General features: G+C 65.8%; 16 protein-coding genes. 11 read left to right on the top strand and 5 right to left on the bottom strand.

Features of this window, described 5'->3' with window-relative positions:
* The first annotated feature begins 192 nt into the window (after positions 1-192).
* Complete coding sequence (gene guaA / locus BJP06_RS02870) at positions 193-1,746, top strand: glutamine-hydrolyzing GMP synthase (protein WP_083433169.1); 1,554 nt, start codon at positions 193-195, stop codon at positions 1,744-1,746.
* A gap of 9 nt (positions 1,747-1,755) precedes the next feature.
* On the opposite strand, the gene BJP06_RS02865 is transcribed toward guaA, so the two are convergent.
* Entirely contained in the window at positions 1,756-2,802 is a 1,047-nt protein-coding gene (locus BJP06_RS02865; protein WP_071572754.1) for a PspC domain-containing protein, read from the bottom strand.
* A 111-nt stretch (positions 2,803-2,913) separates the two neighbouring features.
* Here BJP06_RS02865 and BJP06_RS02860 point away from each other — a divergent pair, with 111 nt between their 5' ends.
* The gene (locus BJP06_RS02860; protein ID WP_071572753.1) at positions 2,914-4,041 is read left to right on the top strand and encodes an ATP-binding protein; all 1,128 of its coding nucleotides are present in this window, start codon (positions 2,914-2,916) and stop codon (positions 4,039-4,041) included.
* Positions 4,038-4,661 carry a response regulator transcription factor gene (locus BJP06_RS02855; protein WP_071567345.1) on the top strand — a complete coding sequence of 208 codons (624 nt, stop codon included), beginning with the start codon at positions 4,038-4,040 and terminating at the stop codon, positions 4,659-4,661. Before BJP06_RS02860 ends, BJP06_RS02855 begins: the two co-directional genes overlap by 4 nt.
* Here the strand turns inward: BJP06_RS02855 and BJP06_RS02850 are convergent.
* Positions 4,658-6,553, bottom strand: a complete 1,896-nt coding sequence (locus BJP06_RS02850) for an FAD/NAD(P)-binding domain-containing protein (protein WP_071572752.1) — start codon at positions 6,551-6,553, stop codon at positions 4,658-4,660. The two genes, BJP06_RS02855 and BJP06_RS02850, sit on opposite strands and share 4 nt — an antisense overlap.
* 109 nt (positions 6,554-6,662) lie before the next feature.
* Between BJP06_RS02850 and BJP06_RS02845 the strand changes: the two genes are divergently transcribed.
* From BJP06_RS02845 to BJP06_RS02825, 5 genes are read left to right on the top strand one after another with little or no spacing between them, the layout of a single operon-like run.
* The gene (locus BJP06_RS02845; RefSeq protein ID WP_252930969.1) at positions 6,663-8,318 is read left to right on the top strand and encodes a TIGR04028 family ABC transporter substrate-binding protein; all 1,656 of its coding nucleotides are present in this window, start codon (positions 6,663-6,665) and stop codon (positions 8,316-8,318) included.
* Positions 8,303-9,316, top strand: coding sequence for an ABC transporter permease (locus BJP06_RS02840; RefSeq protein ID WP_083433168.1), 1,014 nt, complete (start codon positions 8,303-8,305; stop codon positions 9,314-9,316). The genes BJP06_RS02845 and BJP06_RS02840 overlap by 16 nt, the downstream gene beginning before the upstream one ends.
* A 5-nt stretch (positions 9,317-9,321) precedes the next feature.
* The gene (locus tag BJP06_RS02835; protein WP_071572750.1) at positions 9,322-10,122 is read left to right on the top strand and encodes an ABC transporter permease; all 801 of its coding nucleotides are present in this window, start codon (positions 9,322-9,324) and stop codon (positions 10,120-10,122) included.
* Between the two features lie 3 nt (positions 10,123-10,125).
* Positions 10,126-11,736 carry an ABC transporter ATP-binding protein gene (locus BJP06_RS02830; protein WP_071572749.1) on the top strand — a complete coding sequence of 537 codons (1,611 nt, stop codon included), beginning with the start codon at positions 10,126-10,128 and terminating at the stop codon, positions 11,734-11,736.
* Positions 11,729-12,952 carry an alkylhydroperoxidase domain protein gene (locus BJP06_RS02825; RefSeq protein ID WP_071572748.1) on the top strand — a complete coding sequence of 408 codons (1,224 nt, stop codon included), beginning with the start codon at positions 11,729-11,731 and terminating at the stop codon, positions 12,950-12,952. Before BJP06_RS02830 ends, BJP06_RS02825 begins: the two co-directional genes overlap by 8 nt.
* Here BJP06_RS02825 and BJP06_RS02820 read toward each other — a convergent pair.
* Positions 12,949-13,383 carry a hypothetical protein gene (locus BJP06_RS02820; protein WP_071572747.1) on the bottom strand — a complete coding sequence of 145 codons (435 nt, stop codon included), beginning with the start codon at positions 13,381-13,383 and terminating at the stop codon, positions 12,949-12,951. The two genes, BJP06_RS02825 and BJP06_RS02820, sit on opposite strands and share 4 nt — an antisense overlap.
* A gap of 108 nt (positions 13,384-13,491) precedes the next feature.
* Between BJP06_RS02820 and BJP06_RS02815 the strand changes: the two genes are divergently transcribed.
* Positions 13,492-14,205 (top strand): hypothetical protein, encoded by a 714-nt coding sequence (locus tag BJP06_RS02815; RefSeq protein ID WP_071572746.1) that lies wholly within the window; start codon positions 13,492-13,494, stop codon positions 14,203-14,205.
* Positions 14,202-15,746, top strand: a complete 1,545-nt coding sequence (locus BJP06_RS02810) for a DNA polymerase Y family protein (RefSeq protein WP_071572745.1) — start codon at positions 14,202-14,204, stop codon at positions 15,744-15,746. The genes BJP06_RS02815 and BJP06_RS02810 overlap by 4 nt, the downstream gene beginning before the upstream one ends.
* A gap of 3 nt (positions 15,747-15,749) precedes the next feature.
* Here BJP06_RS02810 and BJP06_RS02805 read toward each other — a convergent pair whose 3' ends face one another.
* Positions 15,750-16,343: a hypothetical protein gene (locus BJP06_RS02805; protein WP_255365776.1), complete on the bottom strand. Its 594-nt coding sequence runs from the start codon at positions 16,341-16,343 to the stop codon at positions 15,750-15,752.
* A gap of 143 nt (positions 16,344-16,486) precedes the next feature.
* On the opposite strand from BJP06_RS02805, the gene BJP06_RS02800 reads away from it, so the two are divergent.
* A complete protein-coding gene (locus BJP06_RS02800) occupies positions 16,487-17,392 on the top strand; it encodes a sucrase ferredoxin (protein ID WP_071572744.1) in 906 nt (301 codons plus the stop codon).
* Here BJP06_RS02800 and BJP06_RS02795 read toward each other — a convergent pair.
* Positions 17,389-18,177, bottom strand: a complete 789-nt coding sequence (locus BJP06_RS02795; protein ID WP_083433182.1) for an HAD family hydrolase — start codon at positions 18,175-18,177, stop codon at positions 17,389-17,391. The genes BJP06_RS02800 and BJP06_RS02795 overlap by 4 nt on opposite strands.
* Positions 18,178-18,198: the final 21 nt, after the last annotated feature.

Here is an 18,198-nt window from a genome sequence, read left to right as displayed (position 1 = left end):
CTGAAGACACCACCTGCCTGGCGGGTGGTGTTTTGTTGTTTCGAAGGGATTCCCGCACCAGATTCCAGTATTTCGGCCGGGTGCATTGGTGTTTCCCCAGGTCCCGAATTGTGCGCGCGGGAATGTGGTGCGCAGGACACTGTCATCGGGCTCACGTACACATTAGGTGCTGCGTAGGTTAAGATTTGGTGCGTGACTACAGCTCAAACTCGCCCTGTTCTTGTTGTTGATTTCGGTGCGCAGTACGCGCAGCTCATTGCGCGTCGTGTGCGTGAGGCGCACGTGTTCTCCGAAGTCGTTCCGTCCACGATCTCCGCTGCGGAGGTGAAGGAGAAGCAGCCGCTGGCGCTTGTCCTATCCGGTGGCCCGTCGTCCGTGTATGAGGATGGCGCCCCGCAGTTGGACCCTGAGATTTTCGAGTTGGGGATTCCGATCTTCGGCATCTGCTACGGCTTCCAGGTGATGACGCAGGCGCTCGGCGGCAAGGTTGAGCAGACCGGCGCCCGTGAGTACGGCCGCACGGCGATGAACGTCATGGGTGGTGTGCTGCACGCCGGCTTGCCGGAGGAGCACAAGGTGTGGATGAGCCACGGTGATTCGGTAACGCAGGCCCCGGAGGGCTTCGAGGTCACCGCGTCTTCGAAGGGTGCGCCGGTCGCCGCGTTCGAGAACGTGGAGCGCAAGTTCGCCGGTGTGCAGTACCACCCGGAGGTGATGCACTCGCCGCACGGCCAGGAGGTGCTGACGCGCTTCCTCACCGAGATCGCTGGTCTGGAGCAGAACTGGACGGCATCCAATATTGCGGAGCAGCTCATTGAGCAGGTTCGCACCCAGGTTGGCGACGGCTACGCAATTTGTGGCCTGTCCGGCGGTGTGGACTCGGCTGTTGCTGCGGCGCTGGTGCAGCGCGCGATCGGTGACCGTTTGACCTGTGTGTTCGTGGACCACGGCTTGCTGCGCCAGGGTGAGCGCGAGCAGGTGGAGAAGGACTTCGTCGCCGCGACCGGCGCGAAGCTGGTCACCGTGGATGAGCGCAAGGCCTTCCTGGACAAGTTGTCTGGTGTGACCGAGCCGGAGGCCAAGCGCAAGGCGATCGGTGCGGAGTTCATCCGTTCCTTCGAGCGCGCCGTGGCTGATGTGCTGTCGGACCACAAGGTGGATTACCTGGTGCAGGGCACCCTGTACCCGGACGTGGTTGAGTCCGGCGGCGGCACCGGTACCGCGAACATCAAGAGCCACCACAACGTCGGCGGCCTGCCGGACGACGTCGAGTTCGAGCTGGTCGAGCCGCTGCGCCTGCTGTTTAAGGACGAGGTCCGCGCGGTCGGCCGCGAGCTGGGCCTGCCTGAGGTGATCGTGAACCGTCAGCCGTTCCCGGGCCCGGGCCTGGGCATCCGCATCATTGGTGAGGTCACCGAGGAACGCCTGGAAACCCTGCGCGCCGCGGATGCGATCGCGCGCGAGGAGCTGACCAAGGCTGGCCTGGACGACCAGATTTGGCAGTGCCCGGTCGTGCTGCTGGCCGATGTCCGCTCGGTGGGTGTGCAGGGCGACGGCCGCACCTACGGCCACCCGATTGTGCTGCGCCCGGTCGCGTCCGAGGACGCGATGACCGCGGACTGGGTACGCATCCCGTACGAGACGCTGGAGGTCATCTCGACCCGCATCACCAACGAGGTGGCGGATGTCAACCGCGTGGTGTTGGATGTTACATCCAAGCCGCCGGCCACCATTGAGTGGGAGTAGGTAGCCGAATTATTCGGCAAAGTACGCGGACACGGACCCGACGCGCTGCTTCACGTTGATCGTGAGGAGCTCGCCGTCCTTGTCCGCGTTTTGCTTGCCCTGGGGGCATGTAGTTTCGCCGATGGTGGCTTCGCAGTGGACGTCGACCGGCACGTTGTTGGGCAGAATGATCTCGATTTCGCCGACGCCGTTGGCAATGTTCACGGTCTTCGGTTCGTCGAGTGGTTTGAGGCTGCTCAGATCGATGGTGGTTTCTCCAACGAGGTTGTTGAGATCGGGGATTGAAGCCGCGTCCTCGAATGAGTGGTGCATTTCACCGATGCGGCTGCCCACTTTGATATCGGACCGGGGGCCGACAATACCGGTGATAAACAGGGCACAGACGAGGATGACAGCCAGGGGCAGCCATAGCCAGAGGCGTGTCTTTTTCTTCGGCTGTTCCGGCGCTGGCTCGGTTGGCTCGGGCAGGTGCCACAGCCCGGGCGCCGCGCCGAGTGGGTCCCACGCGGGGGGCGTGCCGGGGTGCTCGTAGCCTTCGGGCACGGTGAGGTGCGAGGTATCCACGGTGGGGCCTTCGCTTGTCGACGCCTCCTCGGGGTTCATTACCAGCAGTCCTGCCGGCGGCTCCGGCTGGCGCTGGTGGGCGAGGTACCAGCCGAGCGCGAACAACACGAACGTAACGAGCACCCCGTTGAGATCGCCTGCCGCTGAGACAGATGGGAAGAAGATCACCAACCCGATGAGTAGCCACCAACCGGTGCTGCGGTCCTTCTTCTCTGGCTCGGTGAGTTGTTCTTTCGGCGTGATAATTGAGTTCCACGGGCTGCGGGTCATGCCGAAGCGTGGCATGTTGATCCAGCACAGTAGGTAGAGGAAAAGTCCGCCGCCAAATACGAGTGCAAGTGCTACGAAGATGACGCGAACAAGCGTCGGGTCGACTTGGTAGCGGGCGCCGATGCCTTCACAGACGCCAGCGATGACAGCCTTACCGCCCTGGTCTTCTGGGATGCGGGGCGGGCGGGTCTCCCACATGCGCTTCAGTGTGTTGGTTTCCATGCCTCCATTGTCGCGTGGTGGGCCCGTGGACGGTATCGGGAATGACCCTGATTTTTGATTTCAGGGTTTACCCCGATGTGGCCGAGGCGCCGCCCGTGTCATGATGAGTGCATGTCTGCGTTGTATCCCCGGCTGACCCGGGACCGTTCACGCCGCGTGATCGCGGGTGTGGCCTCTGGAGTTGCTGGCCACTTCGGGGTGGACGTGAAATGGGTGCGGCTGTTCTTTGTCGTCGCAAGTTTCACTGGCGGGATTGGCGTGTTGTTGTACACGGGCTTGTGGATGTTCGCGCCGGTTGCAGAGAGTACCGAGCCCCGGCAGCGTCCTGGAGCGCTGGATGTTTTCCTTGTGCTGGTGGGGTTTGCGGGTGCGCTGATGTCCTTGCAGAGCTCCTCGGGCGTTGGATCGGCTGTGCTGTTCGTGGTTGGCGTGCTCATAGTGGGTGCGATTATCGCGTTGCAGGCCTACGACCGCGGTATGGCCTCATGGAAGAATCTTGCGGCGCTGGCGCTGGGTGCGCTGCTCATGATGGGTGGGGTGCTGGCGCTCGCGCTCATGGGGGAAAGCAGCGGGGTCGCCGGGGTTGTGGTCTCTGTGCTGGTGACGGTGCTGGGGGTAGCAGTGCTGGTGGTGCCGTTGATTACGAAGTTGGCGAACTCGCTCGTCGCGGAGCGTGAGCAGAAGGCGGTGGCGGACCAGCGCGCGGAGATCGCTTCCCGCTTGCATGATTCGGTGCTGCAGACCTTGGCGCTGATTCAGCGCCAGGCTGGTGATCCGGACGAGGTGGTTCGGCTTGCCCGTGGCCAGGAGCGTGAGCTTCGCGCCTGGCTTTTCGACGACACCGTGTCCAACCACACCACCACCTTCGCCGCGCTGTGCAAGGCTGCCGGCGAGGTGGAGGACGCGTACGGGATCGTGATCAAACCGGTCACGGTGGGCGAGGACATCCCTTTCGGCGAGCGCGCAGAGGCGGTCGTGCTCGCAGCCAGGGAAGCGATGGTCAACGCGGCAAAGCACGCCGGTGTGGACACCGTTGATGTTTACGCGGAGCACCTTGCTGGCAGGCTCACCGTGTTCGTGAGGGATCGCGGCAAGGGCTTCGACCCTGAGGCAGTGCCGACGGACCGCCACGGGTTGCGGGACTCCATCGTGGGCCGCGTGGAGCGCGTTGGGGGAGAGGTGCACGTGGTGGCGTCGGAAAGCAGTGGCACCGAGATTGAACTAGCGTTGGACCTATGACTCGCGTGTTTCTAGTGGATGACCACTCCGTGTTCCGCGCTGGGGTGAAGGCCGAGCTGCAGCAGGCTGTGGAGATCGTCGGTGAGGCTGGCACGGTCGCCGAGGCGGTGCGGGGGATCGAGCAGACACAGCCCGACGTCGTGCTTCTCGACGTCCACATGCCCGACGGCGGCGGCCTCGCAGTGCTGAAGCGTGCACCCGGCCCGGCGTACTTGGTGCTCAGCGTGTCCGACGCCGCCGAAGACGTCATTGCCCTAATCCGCGCGGGCGCCCGCGGGTACGTGACCAAGAACATCGCGGGCGCGGAGCTCGCGGAGGCCATCGAGCGGGTACGCGGCGGGGACGCGTACTTCTCGCCGCGCCTGGCGGGGTTCGTGCTTGATGCGTTTGCGAGCAGGCCTGTCGTCGAGGAGGACGACCCGGCGGTGGACTCGCTGACCCGGCGCGAACTCGAGGTGCTGCGCCTGCTGGCGCGGGGCTACACGTACAAGGAGATCGCGCAGCGCCTGTTCATTTCCGTGAAGACGGTGGAGACGCATGCGTCGAGTATTTTGCGTAAGACGCAGACCTCGAACCGCCACCAGTTGACCCGGTGGGCGGTTGCGCGCGACCTGGGCTAGCGTACACCTACCTGCCGCAGCAGCGACTGTGCGGTTTTGTCTGTTTCCTGCAGCATGCGCGGGTCGGTGCCGGGCATTGGGGAGATGGTGGTGTCTGCCCACTGCTTGCCGGTGGGGATGCCTGCGATGTGCAGGCGCGGGTCCAGGGTGCCGTCGGGGTGGATGGTGCGGCGGGTGTCCGCGTCGGTTTCTGGGGAGCCGGTGGGCGTGCCGAAGGGCGCGAAGGGGCGGATGCGCTCGCTTTCCAACAGTGACGCGGTCAGTGGGTCGGCTGCGCGGGTGATGTTAGGGGACGGCAGGAAGGCGTCTGCGAGGGTGTCCGCGGTGACGGTGCGCTCGGCGCTGGTGGCGGTGAACGTGGTGCCCGACTGCGTGACGGTTGGGGTTGGGCCGAGCAGGGTGACCAGGCCGGCGTCGATAAGCGCGAGGAGCTCGCGGGAGCGGAACATCGGAGGACCGGAGCCGACCATCTGGCCGAATGCCATGTAGTCGGAGAGCGCGCCGCGCTGATCCTCCGGGGTACCACGGCCGTTCTCGACGGCGATGGCGGTCGGTTTGCGGCCTGCGGAGATCACCCACAGGGCGGACTTGATGGGGGAGTCGTGGGCGGCGACGGCCTCGGCGATGTCGCGGGCCAGGGCGTCGGCGATGACACAGTTCAGGCTTTCGGTGTCGAGGCCTTCGCACCCGGCGAGGGGGTCGATCCAGTAGGAGATGTCGAAGGGGTCGGTGGTGGCGTCGGCAAGGGTGTCGTTGAGCGCGCGGGCGCAGGGCAGGAGGCTGGTGCGGGTGGCGGCGCCGGCGAGTGGGGCGGCGTCGATGCGCGCGATGATGTCCGCAAGCGGGATCCGCAGGGCGTCGGGGCGTACGCGCGCAAGCGTGGTGTAGTAGGCGGCGTAGGAGTCGCGGATGAGCGCCGGCCAGAGTTGCTCGCCGAAGCTGACCGAGGTGGCGCCGCTGTGCTGCTCGATCGCGGCGCGCAGCCGCGAGAGGTCCGCCTTGGGCGGCAGTGAGTGGTACTCGGATTTCGGCAGGTAAGGGTAGCCGCGGCCCGAGGTGACCACGAGGTGTGGCTCGGCACCGCTGGGTTCGTAGCGCAGGCCGGAGCGGGTGTCGGCGGGCACGAAGCGGCCGCCGCGGTTGATGGTGCTCAGCGCCATGAGGTCGAAAAAGCCCATGCCAAGGCCGCGCACGATTGCGGTTTCGCCAGCAACCAGCGTATCGACGTCCTGTTCCACCGGGTTGCCTGGCTGAATCCAGTGCCCGCGGAAGGCCACCGGGTGCTCGGGGACGACCCAGCCGGTGGCGAGCACGGTGGCGTCGGCGTGGACGGTGGTGCCGTCCTCAAGCGTGATGGCGTCGCGGCCGTTCTCGGCGGTGATGCGCTGCGCGCGGGAGCGGTGGTTGGTGACGGTCACGTGCTCGGGGAGCTGCGCCAGCGCGACCGTGAGGACCCAGTGGAGGTACTCGCCGTACAGCGCGCGGGATGGGTTGGACTCCGGGCGGGTGGCAGCCAGCTCCGCGCCGAAGTCCGCGGTGACGTGGTCGGGGGTTGGGTGGGCGTCGAACAGTGATTGCTTGGTGGCGGACACGGCGTCGCGCTCGCCGCGCAGGAGCTGGATCCACTCGTACATGGTGGGGCCCTCGAGTACGGGGGCGGTGACGGTCGCGCCGGGCTCGGTGAAGAGGGTGACGGCGCCGGCCAGCGTGTTCATGCACAGCGTGTGGGTCTGTGCGGTGTCCCAGACGCGCCCGGCGCCGTGCTGGGCGTCGTCGATGAGGTGGATTGTCAGCGGCTTGGTGGAATTAGATTCGTTGAGCGTGGCGGCGACGCGTTCGATGATGGAAATGCCGCGTGGACCTGCGCCGACGATGGCGATTGCTGGCTGCACTGTGTGTTCCTTCCTGTTGCGACAGTGACCGTTTAGACTGCTTAGTCTAGACGCATGAGACCGCTCCGTCTAATCTGTGTTAGCGTTATCGCTCATCGAAGGGAGAACAGTGAAGCACACACGTCGAACGCAGGCCGGAGCGCTGCTTGCGGCTACCACGCTACTCGGGTTATGCACCGCATGTGCAGGACAAACAGAGCAAAGCGGGGACATGCAGGCAATCACGTACCTGGAGCCGAACTGGTTTACCTCGCTCTATCCGCCTGCGGCCGGGTTCTACCCGAATGGTGGCGTCGTGAATCAAATAACAGACAGACTGCTCTATCAGGACCCGGAGACGCTCGAGCTGCACCCGTGGATCGCCACGAAGCTGCCGGAGATCAACGAGGACGCGACGGTATACACGTTCGACATCCGCACCGACGTCACCTACTCCGACGGCTCGCCGCTCACCGCGGAGAACGTCGTGGCCAACTTCGACCTCTACGGCAAAGGCGACAAGGAGCGGCTGCTCAACGCATCCGAGCAGATCTCGAACTACGACTACGGCGAAGTCATCGACGAAGACACGGTGCGATTCCACTTCACCGCACCCTCGCCGGGGTTCGAGCAAGCGGTCTCCGTGTACAACGCCGGGCTGCTTTCCGACGCCACCCTGGCGCTCGACAACGAGTCCTTCGGGCCGGGCAGCGCCCACAACATCATCGGCTCCGGCCCGTTTGTCATCGCCGGTGAGGAGCTGGGCACCTCCATCGAGCTGCGGGCGCGCGAAGACTACGACTGGGCACCGCCCATCCTCGAACACCAGGGCCGCGCCCGGCTGGACAGCGTGACGTACCGGCTCGCCGCCGAAGAGGCGATGCGCACCGGCGCGGTCCTATCCGGGCAGGCGGACATCGTGCGCGACGTGACTGCGTCCGCCGAGCGCCACCTGAAAGACCGCGGCGTGCAGATCGTCTCCCGCGGCACGAACGCGATGAACAACCAGATCGCGATGCGCCCGCAGCACCCGTACCTGCAGGACATCCGGGTGCGCCGCGCGATCACGCACAGCGTGGACCGCGAAGAGCTGCTGCGCATCCTGTTCTCTGACTCCTACCCGCTGGCGACCTCGAGCGTGGCCGCCACCGGCTTGGGCTACAAGAACCAGGGCGACGCCTACACATACGACCCGGAGCTTGCCCGGCAGCTCCTCGATGAGGCCGGGTGGGTCGTGGGCAACGACGGCATCCGCGTCAAGGACGGGGAACGCCTGCACCTGACCGTCAACTACGCGCAGACCCAGCCGCGCGCCCGCGAAGTGATGACGATGGTGCAGTCCAACCTGCGCGACATCGGCATTGAGCTCTCCGTGCTCTCCGGCGACCGTTCGACGCAAAACGTGGCGTCGAAGGACCCGAACAAGGTGCAGCTCTACCACACGATGGTCGGCCGGGCGGACTACGACGCCATCGAGTCGCACTACGCGGTTGGGCGCCGAGACTCCTTCATTAACCAGGATGAAAATGACAACGTGATCGACCAGCACCTCGAAGACCTGCTGCAGACCGTGGTCTCCACACCTGACGACGCCGGCCGGGCCCGCGCGGTGGAAGCCGTCCAGGACTACGTCACTGAGCAGGCCTACACGCTGCCGCTGTTCGAAGAGCCGCAGGTCTACGCCGTCAGCCCACGTCTGTGCGGATTCGGCGTCGAAGCCGTTGCACGCCCTGCGCTCTATAGCGCCTACCTCCAGGAAGGGGATACGCCATGCCGTACATCGTAAAGCGGGTAGGCCAAGCACTGATCGTGCTGCTGCTGACCTACACTCTCGCATTCTTTCTGCTTTCGGCTCTGCCATCCGACGGTGTCATGGCCCGCTACGCTGACCCGGCACTGGGACTCAGCCAGGCTGAGATTGAGGCGATCCGTTCGGAGATGGGCGTCGATAAGCCGTTGCTTACGCAGTACGTGGCGACGCTGACGGGTCTGTTCACCGGCAGTCTCGGCTACTCGGTGCGCACGGGCACACCGGTGGGCCAGCTCATTGCCGACGCACTGCCGCACACGCTCGCGCTGGCCGCGACCTCGGTCGGACTCGCGATCATCGTGGCGCTGGCGACCGCATTCATCGCGACGCTGCCCGGCGCCGGACGCATCGGCGAGCTGTTTCGCGCGGTGCCCTCGCTGATGGTGTCGCTGCCAGGGTTCTGGATCGCGATTGTGCTGCTGCAGCTGGTGTCCTTTGAACTCGGCTGGATCAACGTGGTCGCCCCCGGCCCGCTCGAGGGGCTCGTGCTGCCGACCCTCACACTGTCCGTCCCGATGGCGGCCCCGCTCGCACAGGTGCTGATCCGCTCCATCGACGAGGTGCAGCGCAGCCCATTCGTGCAGGTGGCGCGTGCGCGCGGTGCGAGCGAGACCCGCATCTTCTGGTCCGATGTGCTGCGAAATGCGCTGCTGCCGGCGCTGACCATGGCTGGTTTGCTCTTCGGCGAGCTCGTCGGTGGTGCTGTGGTGACGGAAACCGTCTTCGGGCGCACCGGGTTGGGCTCCATGGTGGTCACCGCCGTGTCGAACCGCGACACGCCGGTGCTGCTGGGCGTAGTCCTCATCGCTGCGGTGGCGTACGTGACCATCAACCTCATCATTGACCTGCTCTACCCGGTGCTTGACGTGCGGCTGCGCACCGCCGGCGGGCCGTTTGCCGCAACACCGAAGCAGTACGCCAGCCAGTCCGCCGACGCCATCGACGTGCGGGCAATCGAAACGGGACGGGAGTAGCAACCATGCGAACGACGAATTGGAAACAACCGGGAACGGTTCTCGCACTGCTCGTGCTGCTGCTTGCGTGCGCGTGGGCCCTGCTGCCGGGCATATTTGCCACGCACGACCCATACAAGGGCGTCGACGTAGCCCTTGCAGCGCCGAGCGCGGAGCACTTCTTCGGCACCGACGCCGTGGGGCGCGACGTGTACTCGCGCGTGGTTTACGGCGCGCGCCAGTCGCTGCTCGGCGCGATAATCGCGGTGGCGGTCGGGCTGGTGTTCGGCACGCTGATTGGCCTGGTGGCGGGCGCGCTTCGTGGCAAGGTCGATACCGTGCTCATGCGGATCGTGGACGTCCTGCTCGCTATCCCAGGCATTCTGCTGTCTCTGTCCATCATCATCGTGCTGGGCTTCGGCTCACTGCAGGCGGCCTTCGCTGTCGGCATGACCACGGTGGCGACGTTCGCCCGCCTCGCCCGTTCACAGGTGATGCAGGTTGCAGGCACCGACTACGTTGAGGCCGCCTACGGCTCTGGAGCGACGAAGTCCCAGGTGCTGGTGCGCCACATCCTGCCGAACTCGCTCACCCCGGTCATTGCGTTGGCGGCCCTGCAGTTCGGCACGGCGATCCTGCAGCTGTCCATCCTCGGGTTCCTCGGCTACGGTGCCCCGCCGCCGATCCCGGAGTGGGGCCTCATCATCGCGGAAGGCCGCGACTTCATGGCCACCGCCTGGTGGATCATCGTCCTGCCCGGCGTGGCGATCATCGCCACCGTCATGAGCGCGAACCACCTGTCCCAACTCATTCGTACGGAGGCCTAACCTATGCAACCCCTGCAACCTTTACTTGAAGTGCGCGGCCTGACCGTCGCGTACGGCAATCAGCCGCCATCGGCGCAAGACGTGTCCTTTTCCGTCGCGCCTGGCAAACTCACCGCGATCGTGGGCGAGTCCGGCTCCGGCAAGACGACCTCGGTGATGGCGACGTTGGGCCTCCTCGGCGGATCCGCGCGGGTGCTGGACGGCGCAGTCTATTTCCAAGGTAAAGACATCACGCAGTTGTCTCCGAGGCAGTGGCGTCAGCTGCGTGGCACAAAGATTGGCTTGGTGCCGCAGGACCCGAACAATTCGCTCAACCCGCTGAAGCCCGTCGGGGCCTCGATCGAGGAAGCCATGGCGGTCCACGGCATTGGCACCGCCGCCTCCCGTCGCGCACGCGCGCTGGAGCTGATGGAGGCCGTCGGCATCGATGACCCGCAGCGCCGCCACGGCCAGTACCCGCACGAGCTTTCAGGCGGGATGAAGCAGCGCGTGCTCATCGCGACGGCCATCGCGCCCGAGCCGCAGGTGCTGATCGCCGACGAGCCGACGTCCGCCCTGGATGTGACCGTGCAGGAAAAGGTGCTGGACGTGCTCGACGAGATGCGTGAGCGCCTCAACCTCGGCATCGTGCTGATCACGCACGACTTGGCGGTGGCGGGCGACCGTGCCGACGACGTGGTGATTATGCAGCGCGGCGTCGTCGTGGAGGAAGGCCCCGCCGCGGAGGTGCTCGCCGACCCGCAAGAGGAGTATTCACAGCGTTTGCTTGCCGACGCCCCTTCGCTCGCCGTCGCGAACGCCTACCACCGGCCAGCGCCGGACGGCGACGTGCTGGTGCGCGTGGATCACCTGCGCCAGGAGTATGGGGATTTCGTGGCCGTCAACGACGTCTCCTTCGAAGTGAAGCGAGGGTCCACGCACGCGATTGTGGGCGAATCCGGCTCCGGGAAGACCACGACTGGGCGGGCGATCTCCCTGTTCCGGGATCCGACGAGCGGCAGCGTCACCATCGGCGACAACGTCGTGACCGGCGTCGACGACGCCACCCGTCGGAAGCTGCGATCCACGGTGCAGCTGGTGCACCAGAACCCGTTTTCTTCCCTGAACCCTAAAATGACGGTGGAGGCCATCGTGGCCGAGCCGGTTCGGAACCTGACGGGGGCGTCGAAACGCGAGGCGCGCGCGAAGGCGCACGAGGTGCTGGCGCGCGTGGCGCTGGACCCGCAGCAGTTCGCGCGGCGCACCCCGTCGCAGCTTTCCGGCGGGCAGCGCCAGCGTGTCGCCATTGCGCGTGCGCTCGTGGTGGAGCCGGAGCTCGTCGTGTTCGATGAGGCGGTTTCCGCGCTCGACGTGACGGTGCAGGCGCAGATCCTCCGACTGCTGGAGGACCTACAGCAAGAGCTGGGCCTGACCTATATCTTTATTTCCCACGATTTGGCGGTGGTGCGCCAGGTCTCGGATACGGTCAGCGTGCTCAGCCGTGGTACCCAGGTGGAGTACGGCCCGACCGATGACGTCTTCCAGTGGCCGCGCCACGAAGTGACAAAGAACTTGATCCATGCAATCCCGGGCGCGCGCTTCCGTGCCCGGCAGTTAGGAGAATTTAGTGTCTAACATCATCGATACGCTTGCCGACGCCTCTCCGGAACTCACGCGCCTTCGCAGGCGCCGCCCGGAAGCAGTCGAGAACGCGGAACTGACGTTTACGGCCCTGTTCGAGCCCGCTGACGAGGGGGATGTTCCGTTGGCCTGGCGCTATGGTGTCGCCGCGTTCGTGGCAGGGCTCACCGGGCTACCAACTGCGAGCGCGTTCTATCGGGAGCTGCTCGAGGACCTCGAAGACCAAGCCCCCGGCCTAGCCGAGGCCGTCGACGCCGCCATCGCGCGCGGTGCATCCGAGGGGCCGTACTGGCACGGCGACTTCGTCCTGTTCGGTGACGTCATTGGGGAAGCGTCCGAGCAGTTCGCCGCTGCCCTGGACTTCGCACACCTGCTGGTTGTCCACCCGAAGGATTCCACCGCCGCAGCGATCGGTCACCTGCAGACCTCCGGGTGGAGCGACAACGGCATCGTCACGTTGGGGCAGCTCATCGCGTTCGTGGCGTTCCAGTTGCGCGTCGTGCACGGCGTGCGGGTGCTCGGCGGGGTTGACGCTGGTGGGGTGCAGCGGGCGTCGATGAGCGGGCGGGCGCACGGCGTGGCTGACCCCGGATGGGAGCCCGGGCCGCGCACCTTGTTGCCCGAGGTCGTGGTGCCGACGAAGTTCGTGGAGCACTCCCTAGGCTGGCGCGCGTGGGTGCCCAGCCTGGACAAGTCCGAATTCACCGAGGTGCACCGCGACGCGCTGCTCAAACCCGAGCGAATCGACATGGAGTACTTCCGGCTGCTCGCGCGTGATCCTGCGGTGCTCAAGGCTCGCACCCTGACTGACCTGGACATTTTTTACAACACCGACGGCGGCCTGGGGCGCGCCGAGCGCGAACTCGCCGCGACCGTGGTCTCCCGCCTCAACGGGTGCGAGTACTGTGCTTCCGTGCACCAGGGACGCGCGAAGCAGGAAGGCGGCGACGCCGAGGCGATCTCCCGGCTCCTCGACGAAGGCGTGACCGCGGACCTGGGCACCCCGCTGTGGAACGCGCTGCGCGATGCGGCCGTGGCGCTCACGCACACCCCGATCGCGTTCTCGCAACAGCACGTCGAAGCCCTCCGCGAGGCCGGCTGCGGCGAGCTCGAGATCCTCGACCTGATCAACTCGGCGGCGTTCTTCAACTGGGCCAACCGCCTCATGCTCAGTCTCGGTGCGGCTGATGTGCCGAAGCGCTACCGCTAGCGCTTCTGGGTGGGCGCTGCGGGCGCGTATGCGAGGCGCCGCGTGCCGTCGACGTGCGGCATGAGCACCCACGCCACCACAAACAGCCCGCCCGCAAGCAGCGCCAGCCCCCAGCCGGGCAGCGGCGCGATCAGCGGGCTCAGCATGATTGCGAGCCACCACAGCATCAGCGGCACCACCATGCTGAGCGACGGCACCTGCGAGACGTTGCGGCTGCGCGCAAACTCGGCCATGGCCTTGCGGTACGGGTGCGCTCGGGTAGTTGCACGGGCGACGAGCACCGCGGCGAGAGCAATGCCGACTTTCACGGCTGCGGGTAGCGGTGCCGCCATCACGCTTATCGACGCCGCTACGCACCCCGCCGCCACAGCCCGCACAATGGGTGGCGTGGGAATTGGGGTGACGCGGTTGCGGAAGTCTGCGTAATACATAGGGCAGAGCGTACAGCATGGTGTCTCGCTTTTTGTGGCACAGGGATTCGAAACCCTGTTCGACCTTTACTGTTGCCCGTGTCGGGGGCGCGTTGCATACTTACATGCATGAATGGAACACCTATTCGCTTGCGTGAGTTTGCCTCGGACGGTGGCGGACAGCTCAGCAAAGCTGAGCAGATTGCGCAACTCCGAGCGCAATTAGCCGAGCTCGGCGGTGGTGCTGTGCAGGAGCCGATCGGGAGCGAGGGTGTTGTTCCGCTGTCTGCAGAGTTGGCGCGCGTGCTCCCGAACGGGGGTTTGCCAAGACGGCAAGTCACGCAGGTGAGCGATACGCCGTCGCTTATCGTAGAGATCCTGCGGCAGGTCACGGAAGCCGGAGGATACGCGGCCGTGGTGGGGTGGCCGGAGTTGTCCTACGCAGAGCTCTCGAAGCAAGCGCTGCGCAGAACCGTAGCGGTTCCGGAACCGGGGATGGATGCCATGCACGCCGCAGGGGTGCTCGCCGAGGGGCTAGACGTGGTGGTGCTACACACCCGAAGCGAAATCCAGTACACGCCCGCCCAGGCACGCCCACTGCTTGCCCGCGTGCGCGCCGGGGAGGCGGCGATGCTGTGCGTGAACGCGACGGTGCCTTCGCCTGCATTGCGCATGAGCGCGGACATCGCTAGCTTCCACGGCATCGGGCGCGGCCGCGGGCGCATCGCAGGCATTGACCTGGAGGTGTCCGCGCACGCGAAAGGCTGGAAGCGGCCACGGGCACTGCTGACGCTTGGGGCCGCGACGGGCGGTGTCACGCATCTGAAAGCGGTGCCCTCATGAGGGTTGCGGCGCTCTGGTTCCCGGATTGGCCCGTGCAAGCAGCCAAGCTCGAAGCCGAGGACACGCTGGAGGAACCGATCGCGATCGCGGTGCAGCACCGTATCAAGGTGTGTTCGCAGGAGGCGCGGCGCGCCGGGGTCCGCCGTGGGATGCGGGTGCGCAACGCGCAGGCCGTCGCGCCTGAGCTGACGGTGGTAGAAGACAACCCGGAGCGCGACGGTCGCACGTTCAGCGCGCTCGCGGGATCCTTGGATGACGTGGCGGCCTCCGTGGAGGTGCTGCGCCCTGGCCTGGTGGTTGCGGACCTCGCCGCGGCGGCGAAGTTCCACGGCGATGAAGATACGGCGCTTGAGATGCTTCTCGACGCCGCCGCACGCCACGGCATCGACGTCATGGCAGGGGCGGCGGACGAGATCGCCACCGCGGTGATCGCCACCCGGAGCTCGCACGTGGTTGCAGCGGGGGAGTCGGCGCAGTTCCTTGCAGTACAGCCGCTTCGGGTGCTCACCGCCGAGACAGCACTCGGCGCGGACCCGGAAACGGTCCGTACCCTGGGCCAGCTGGGCATCCAGACGCTGGGGCAGCTCGCGCAACTGCCGTCCTCTGCCGTGATGACTCGCTTCGGGGTCGCAGGCATCCACCTCCACCGGATCTCCAGCGCGGCCCCGGACCGGCGCGTCGCCCCGGAGCTACCCGTGGAGGACTTCGCCGTCGAGATGACGCCGGAGGAACCAATCGAGCGCGTCGACGCCGCCGCGTTTGCCGCCCGCGCGCTCGCCGCCAGGCTGCACCAGCGCCTCAAGGGGGCCAGGGTGCACTGCCTCCGGCTGAAAATCTCCGCCGAGCTTGTCGACGCCACCCGGGTCGAGCGCGTGTGGCGCACCCGGGAGGCACTGACAGAGGCTGGCACCGCCGACCGGGTGCGCTGGCAGCTCGACGGCTGGCTCACCAACGGGGGCGCAGGGCCGATCGCCTCGCTCATGCTGGAACCACTTGAGCTTGCGCAGCCCGACATGGTGGGGGAGCTGTGGTCCGACGGGGCGTCGGACGAGGGGGCGCGGCGCGTGATCGAGCGGGTGCAGTCCCAGCTCGGAATGGAGGCGGTGCTGCAGCCGGTCGCGGTTGGAGGTCGCGGCGTGGCCGAGCGTATTCAGCTGGTGCCCTATGGGGAGGTGCCGCCGCAGGGCCGCGGGGCGTTCGTCGGCGCCGTTCCGTCACCACTTCCAGCCCGGCTCGGCGGTGGGATCGAACACCCGTCATCGCGGGTGCAGCTGCTGGACAGCTCCGACCAGCCGATACTGCTCAATGCCGAAGTCCTGCTCAGCGGCCAGCCGACAACGCTAGTGTGGGGCAAGCGCTGCTACGACATCACCGCGTGGGCAGGGCCTTGGCCCGTTGACGAAGAGTGGTGGGGTGCGCATCCGACCCGGCTTGCGCGCCTCCAGGTGCTGGGCCACGACCAGGCGGTAGGAACAGGGCAGCGCGGGTGGTTGTTGGTGTGGCACCGGCAGCGCTGGAGCGTCGAGGCGCTCTACCACTAGGTGTTAGGACTGCACGATGTCGACGACCAGGCGCAGCGGGTGCTCCAGAATCTGCACCGAATACGGCAGGTCAGAGCGTAGCCCTACGACCACGCGGCTGCGACCCTCGTAGGTGCCGGCGTTGACGACGTCGATAATGTTGCCGGTCTCTGCCGGGGTATCTACCTTGATCTGGTCCGCGTCCAGGCCAAGTTCGTAGGGGTAGACGGTGCCGTCGATGTTGATATTGAGGAACGCGTTGCCAGTCACCTTCAGTGGTTTGCCGGTGATCTCCTGCATCGGGGTGGAGGTGTAATCCACGAACCAGCCGGGCTCACCTTCGCCGACGAGGTCCACAACCACACGGTCGAACCCCTCGTGGGTGCCCACACGCACGCCAGTCACGGCGAGCTGAGTAGGCGCGGAAGGCCGCTGAGTCTTCGGGCTCGCGTTCGCGGTACCGAGCGGGCGCAGCTGCGTCGTTGATGGCGCAGCATGCATCGAGCCGACGCGGGTCGCGGCCTGGTCCTGAGCAGGAGAAGACACGCACCCGGCGAGCACGGCGCCAGCAATGCAGGGCGCCAGCGCCGCAACGGCGAACTTCGGTAAGGGAAACACGCAAATTACCGTAGCCAGAACGAATCTCGAAGAGCAAAGCAGAACAGCGAAAAACCAAAAAGGTTATCAAAATGTTAACTGCCCGACTCGGCCCGGTTTAGGTATGCCTAATCAATCGGGAAATTTTCGCTACAGTAGGTGACATGACTACAGCCCATGCACGCACACTCTGCTCCGATACGGACAGTGAGCCGCTGCCGGGTACCGCGAAACCCGGCTCGACCTACGTTTTGTTTGAGTGGCCACACAAGTGGAGCCACGACGTACTCGACGGCGACACCTTCGGGGACGAACTGACCGAAAAGTTGAAAGCGCACATGCAGCGCTACAACGCCACCTTGCTGCTTATCCGCCACCCAACGAGGGAAGGCCGCCAGATTGAAGATCACCACGTCTACCTGGTCTTCGCCGACCAGGCAGCAACCGAGGTGCTGCACGTCGATGGGCCTGAGGCGATCCTGGATCTCGACCTGTCAGGCCCAGGGCAAAACAGCGCCAAGTCGCGTACGAAGCCACTCGTCCTGGTCTGTACCCACGCGAAGCGCGACATGTGCTGCGCCATCAAGGGCCGTCCCATCGTCAACGAGCTCGTAGAGAAGTACCCGTTTGGGCATGGCAACGATGTGGTGTGGGAAACCTCGCACATCAAGGGGCACCGTTTCGCCGCCACGATGCTGCTCATGCCGTGGGCGTACAGTTTTGGCCGGATGAACCTCGAGGCTACTGAGGCCATGCTTGAAGCTGCGATGCGCGGCGAGTACTTCGTGCCGGGCAACCGCGGCCGCGGCACCTTCAGCCCGGTAGGCCAGGTGGCGGAAGTGGACGTCGCAACGCAGCTCGCCACCCGAGGGGACAAGGTGCGCTACGGCCAGCTCGAAGTCACCGCCGAGCGTATCGACGGCCCCTCCGCCCACGTCACCGTCACCGACACCGCGACCGACACTGCCTACGAGGTGACGTTGGAACAGCGCGACGTTGATGCCGTGATGGCATCATGCGGGAAGGACCCGAAGCCCGGCAAGAGCTGGGTCGCAGTCGGGCGCTCCTAGATGTAGCTGGGCAGCACGTCAGCGACCCTGTTGATCACGTGGTCGGTGCGCTGCTGCACCTCGGCGGGCGAGTGGTGGAAGCTGTGCGAGTGATCTGCGATCTCGTGCATGGACAGGTCATTCCACGAGTCGCCGAAGGTGTACAGCTCGATGTCTTCGCGTGGGACGTCGAGGAGCTGCAACAGGTCCTGGATGCCCGCGCCCTTCGTGCGACCGGGCGCCATGATGTCGATGAAGTCCTGGTTCTGCGCCACCGATACATGCGGCAGCGCGCGCGTCCACTCGTAGACTTCCGCGCGAAGCGCTTCGTTGCCTGGGATCCACAAGGGGACGACGGCGAACTCGTGGTGGGGAATGTCGGCCGTGGTCATCCTGTCGAAGTTGACGGTAAAGCTACTGCGAGCCTGGGTGTTGTTGCTGAACTCACCATCGACGTGGCCGATCGTGGTGCCGAACACCGCCACCCCATCCGTGTCAGCGAAGTGCGTGACCACCTGTTCGACGATCTCCGGGTCTACAAGGTGCGAGTAGAGCAGGCGCTCGTTATCGCCGGTGGTTGCGGAGCCGCCGTTGGAGAGCACCTGGTAGTCGAAGCGGATGGGGCAGTGGCGCATTCCGAACTCGAGCGCGGTGCGCGAGCGTCCGGTGGCAGAAATGGCGATGTGGTCGGCGTCGCGCCAGGCCTGGATCGCGGCCATGTCGGCCGGGTCGAAGCCGTGCTCGCCCGTGTCAGTGTCCGTGGAATGATGAAGGGTGCCATCAAAATCAAACGCTGCGATTTTCATGGCACCCATCCTAACCAACTG

The sequence above is a fragment of the Corynebacterium sp. NML120713 genome (genome assembly GCF_001875735.1).
Classification (GTDB): Bacteria; Actinomycetota; Actinomycetes; order Mycobacteriales; family Mycobacteriaceae; genus Corynebacterium; species Corynebacterium pseudogenitalium.
The sequence above is the reverse complement of the archived record's forward strand: the minus strand, read 5'-3'. Positions and strand labels throughout refer to the sequence as shown.

What these genes read in the sequence shown, in the direction of transcription:
- BJP06_RS02865 (WP_071572754.1), bottom strand. Translation starts at nt 2,802, where the DNA reads ATGGAAACCAACACACTGAAGCGCATGTGGGAGACCCGCCCGCCCCGC.
- BJP06_RS02860 (WP_071572753.1), top strand. Translation starts at nt 2,914, where the DNA reads ATGTCTGCGTTGTATCCCCGGCTGACCCGGGACCGTTCACGCCGCGTG.
- BJP06_RS02855 (WP_071567345.1), top strand. Translation starts at nt 4,038, where the DNA reads ATGACTCGCGTGTTTCTAGTGGATGACCACTCCGTGTTCCGCGCTGGG.
- BJP06_RS02840 (WP_083433168.1), top strand. Translation starts at nt 8,303, where the DNA reads ATGCCGTACATCGTAAAGCGGGTAGGCCAAGCACTGATCGTGCTGCTG.
- BJP06_RS02835 (WP_071572750.1), top strand. Translation starts at nt 9,322, where the DNA reads ATGCGAACGACGAATTGGAAACAACCGGGAACGGTTCTCGCACTGCTC.
- BJP06_RS02830 (WP_071572749.1), top strand. Translation starts at nt 10,126, where the DNA reads ATGCAACCCCTGCAACCTTTACTTGAAGTGCGCGGCCTGACCGTCGCG.
- BJP06_RS02820 (WP_071572747.1), bottom strand. Translation starts at nt 13,383, where the DNA reads ATGTATTACGCAGACTTCCGCAACCGCGTCACCCCAATTCCCACGCCA.
- BJP06_RS02815 (WP_071572746.1), top strand. Translation starts at nt 13,492, where the DNA reads ATGAATGGAACACCTATTCGCTTGCGTGAGTTTGCCTCGGACGGTGGC.
- BJP06_RS02810 (WP_071572745.1), top strand. Translation starts at nt 14,202, where the DNA reads ATGAGGGTTGCGGCGCTCTGGTTCCCGGATTGGCCCGTGCAAGCAGCC.
- BJP06_RS02800 (WP_071572744.1), top strand. Translation starts at nt 16,487, where the DNA reads ATGACTACAGCCCATGCACGCACACTCTGCTCCGATACGGACAGTGAG.
- BJP06_RS02795 (WP_083433182.1), bottom strand. Translation starts at nt 18,177, where the DNA reads ATGAAAATCGCAGCGTTTGATTTTGATGGCACCCTTCATCATTCCACG.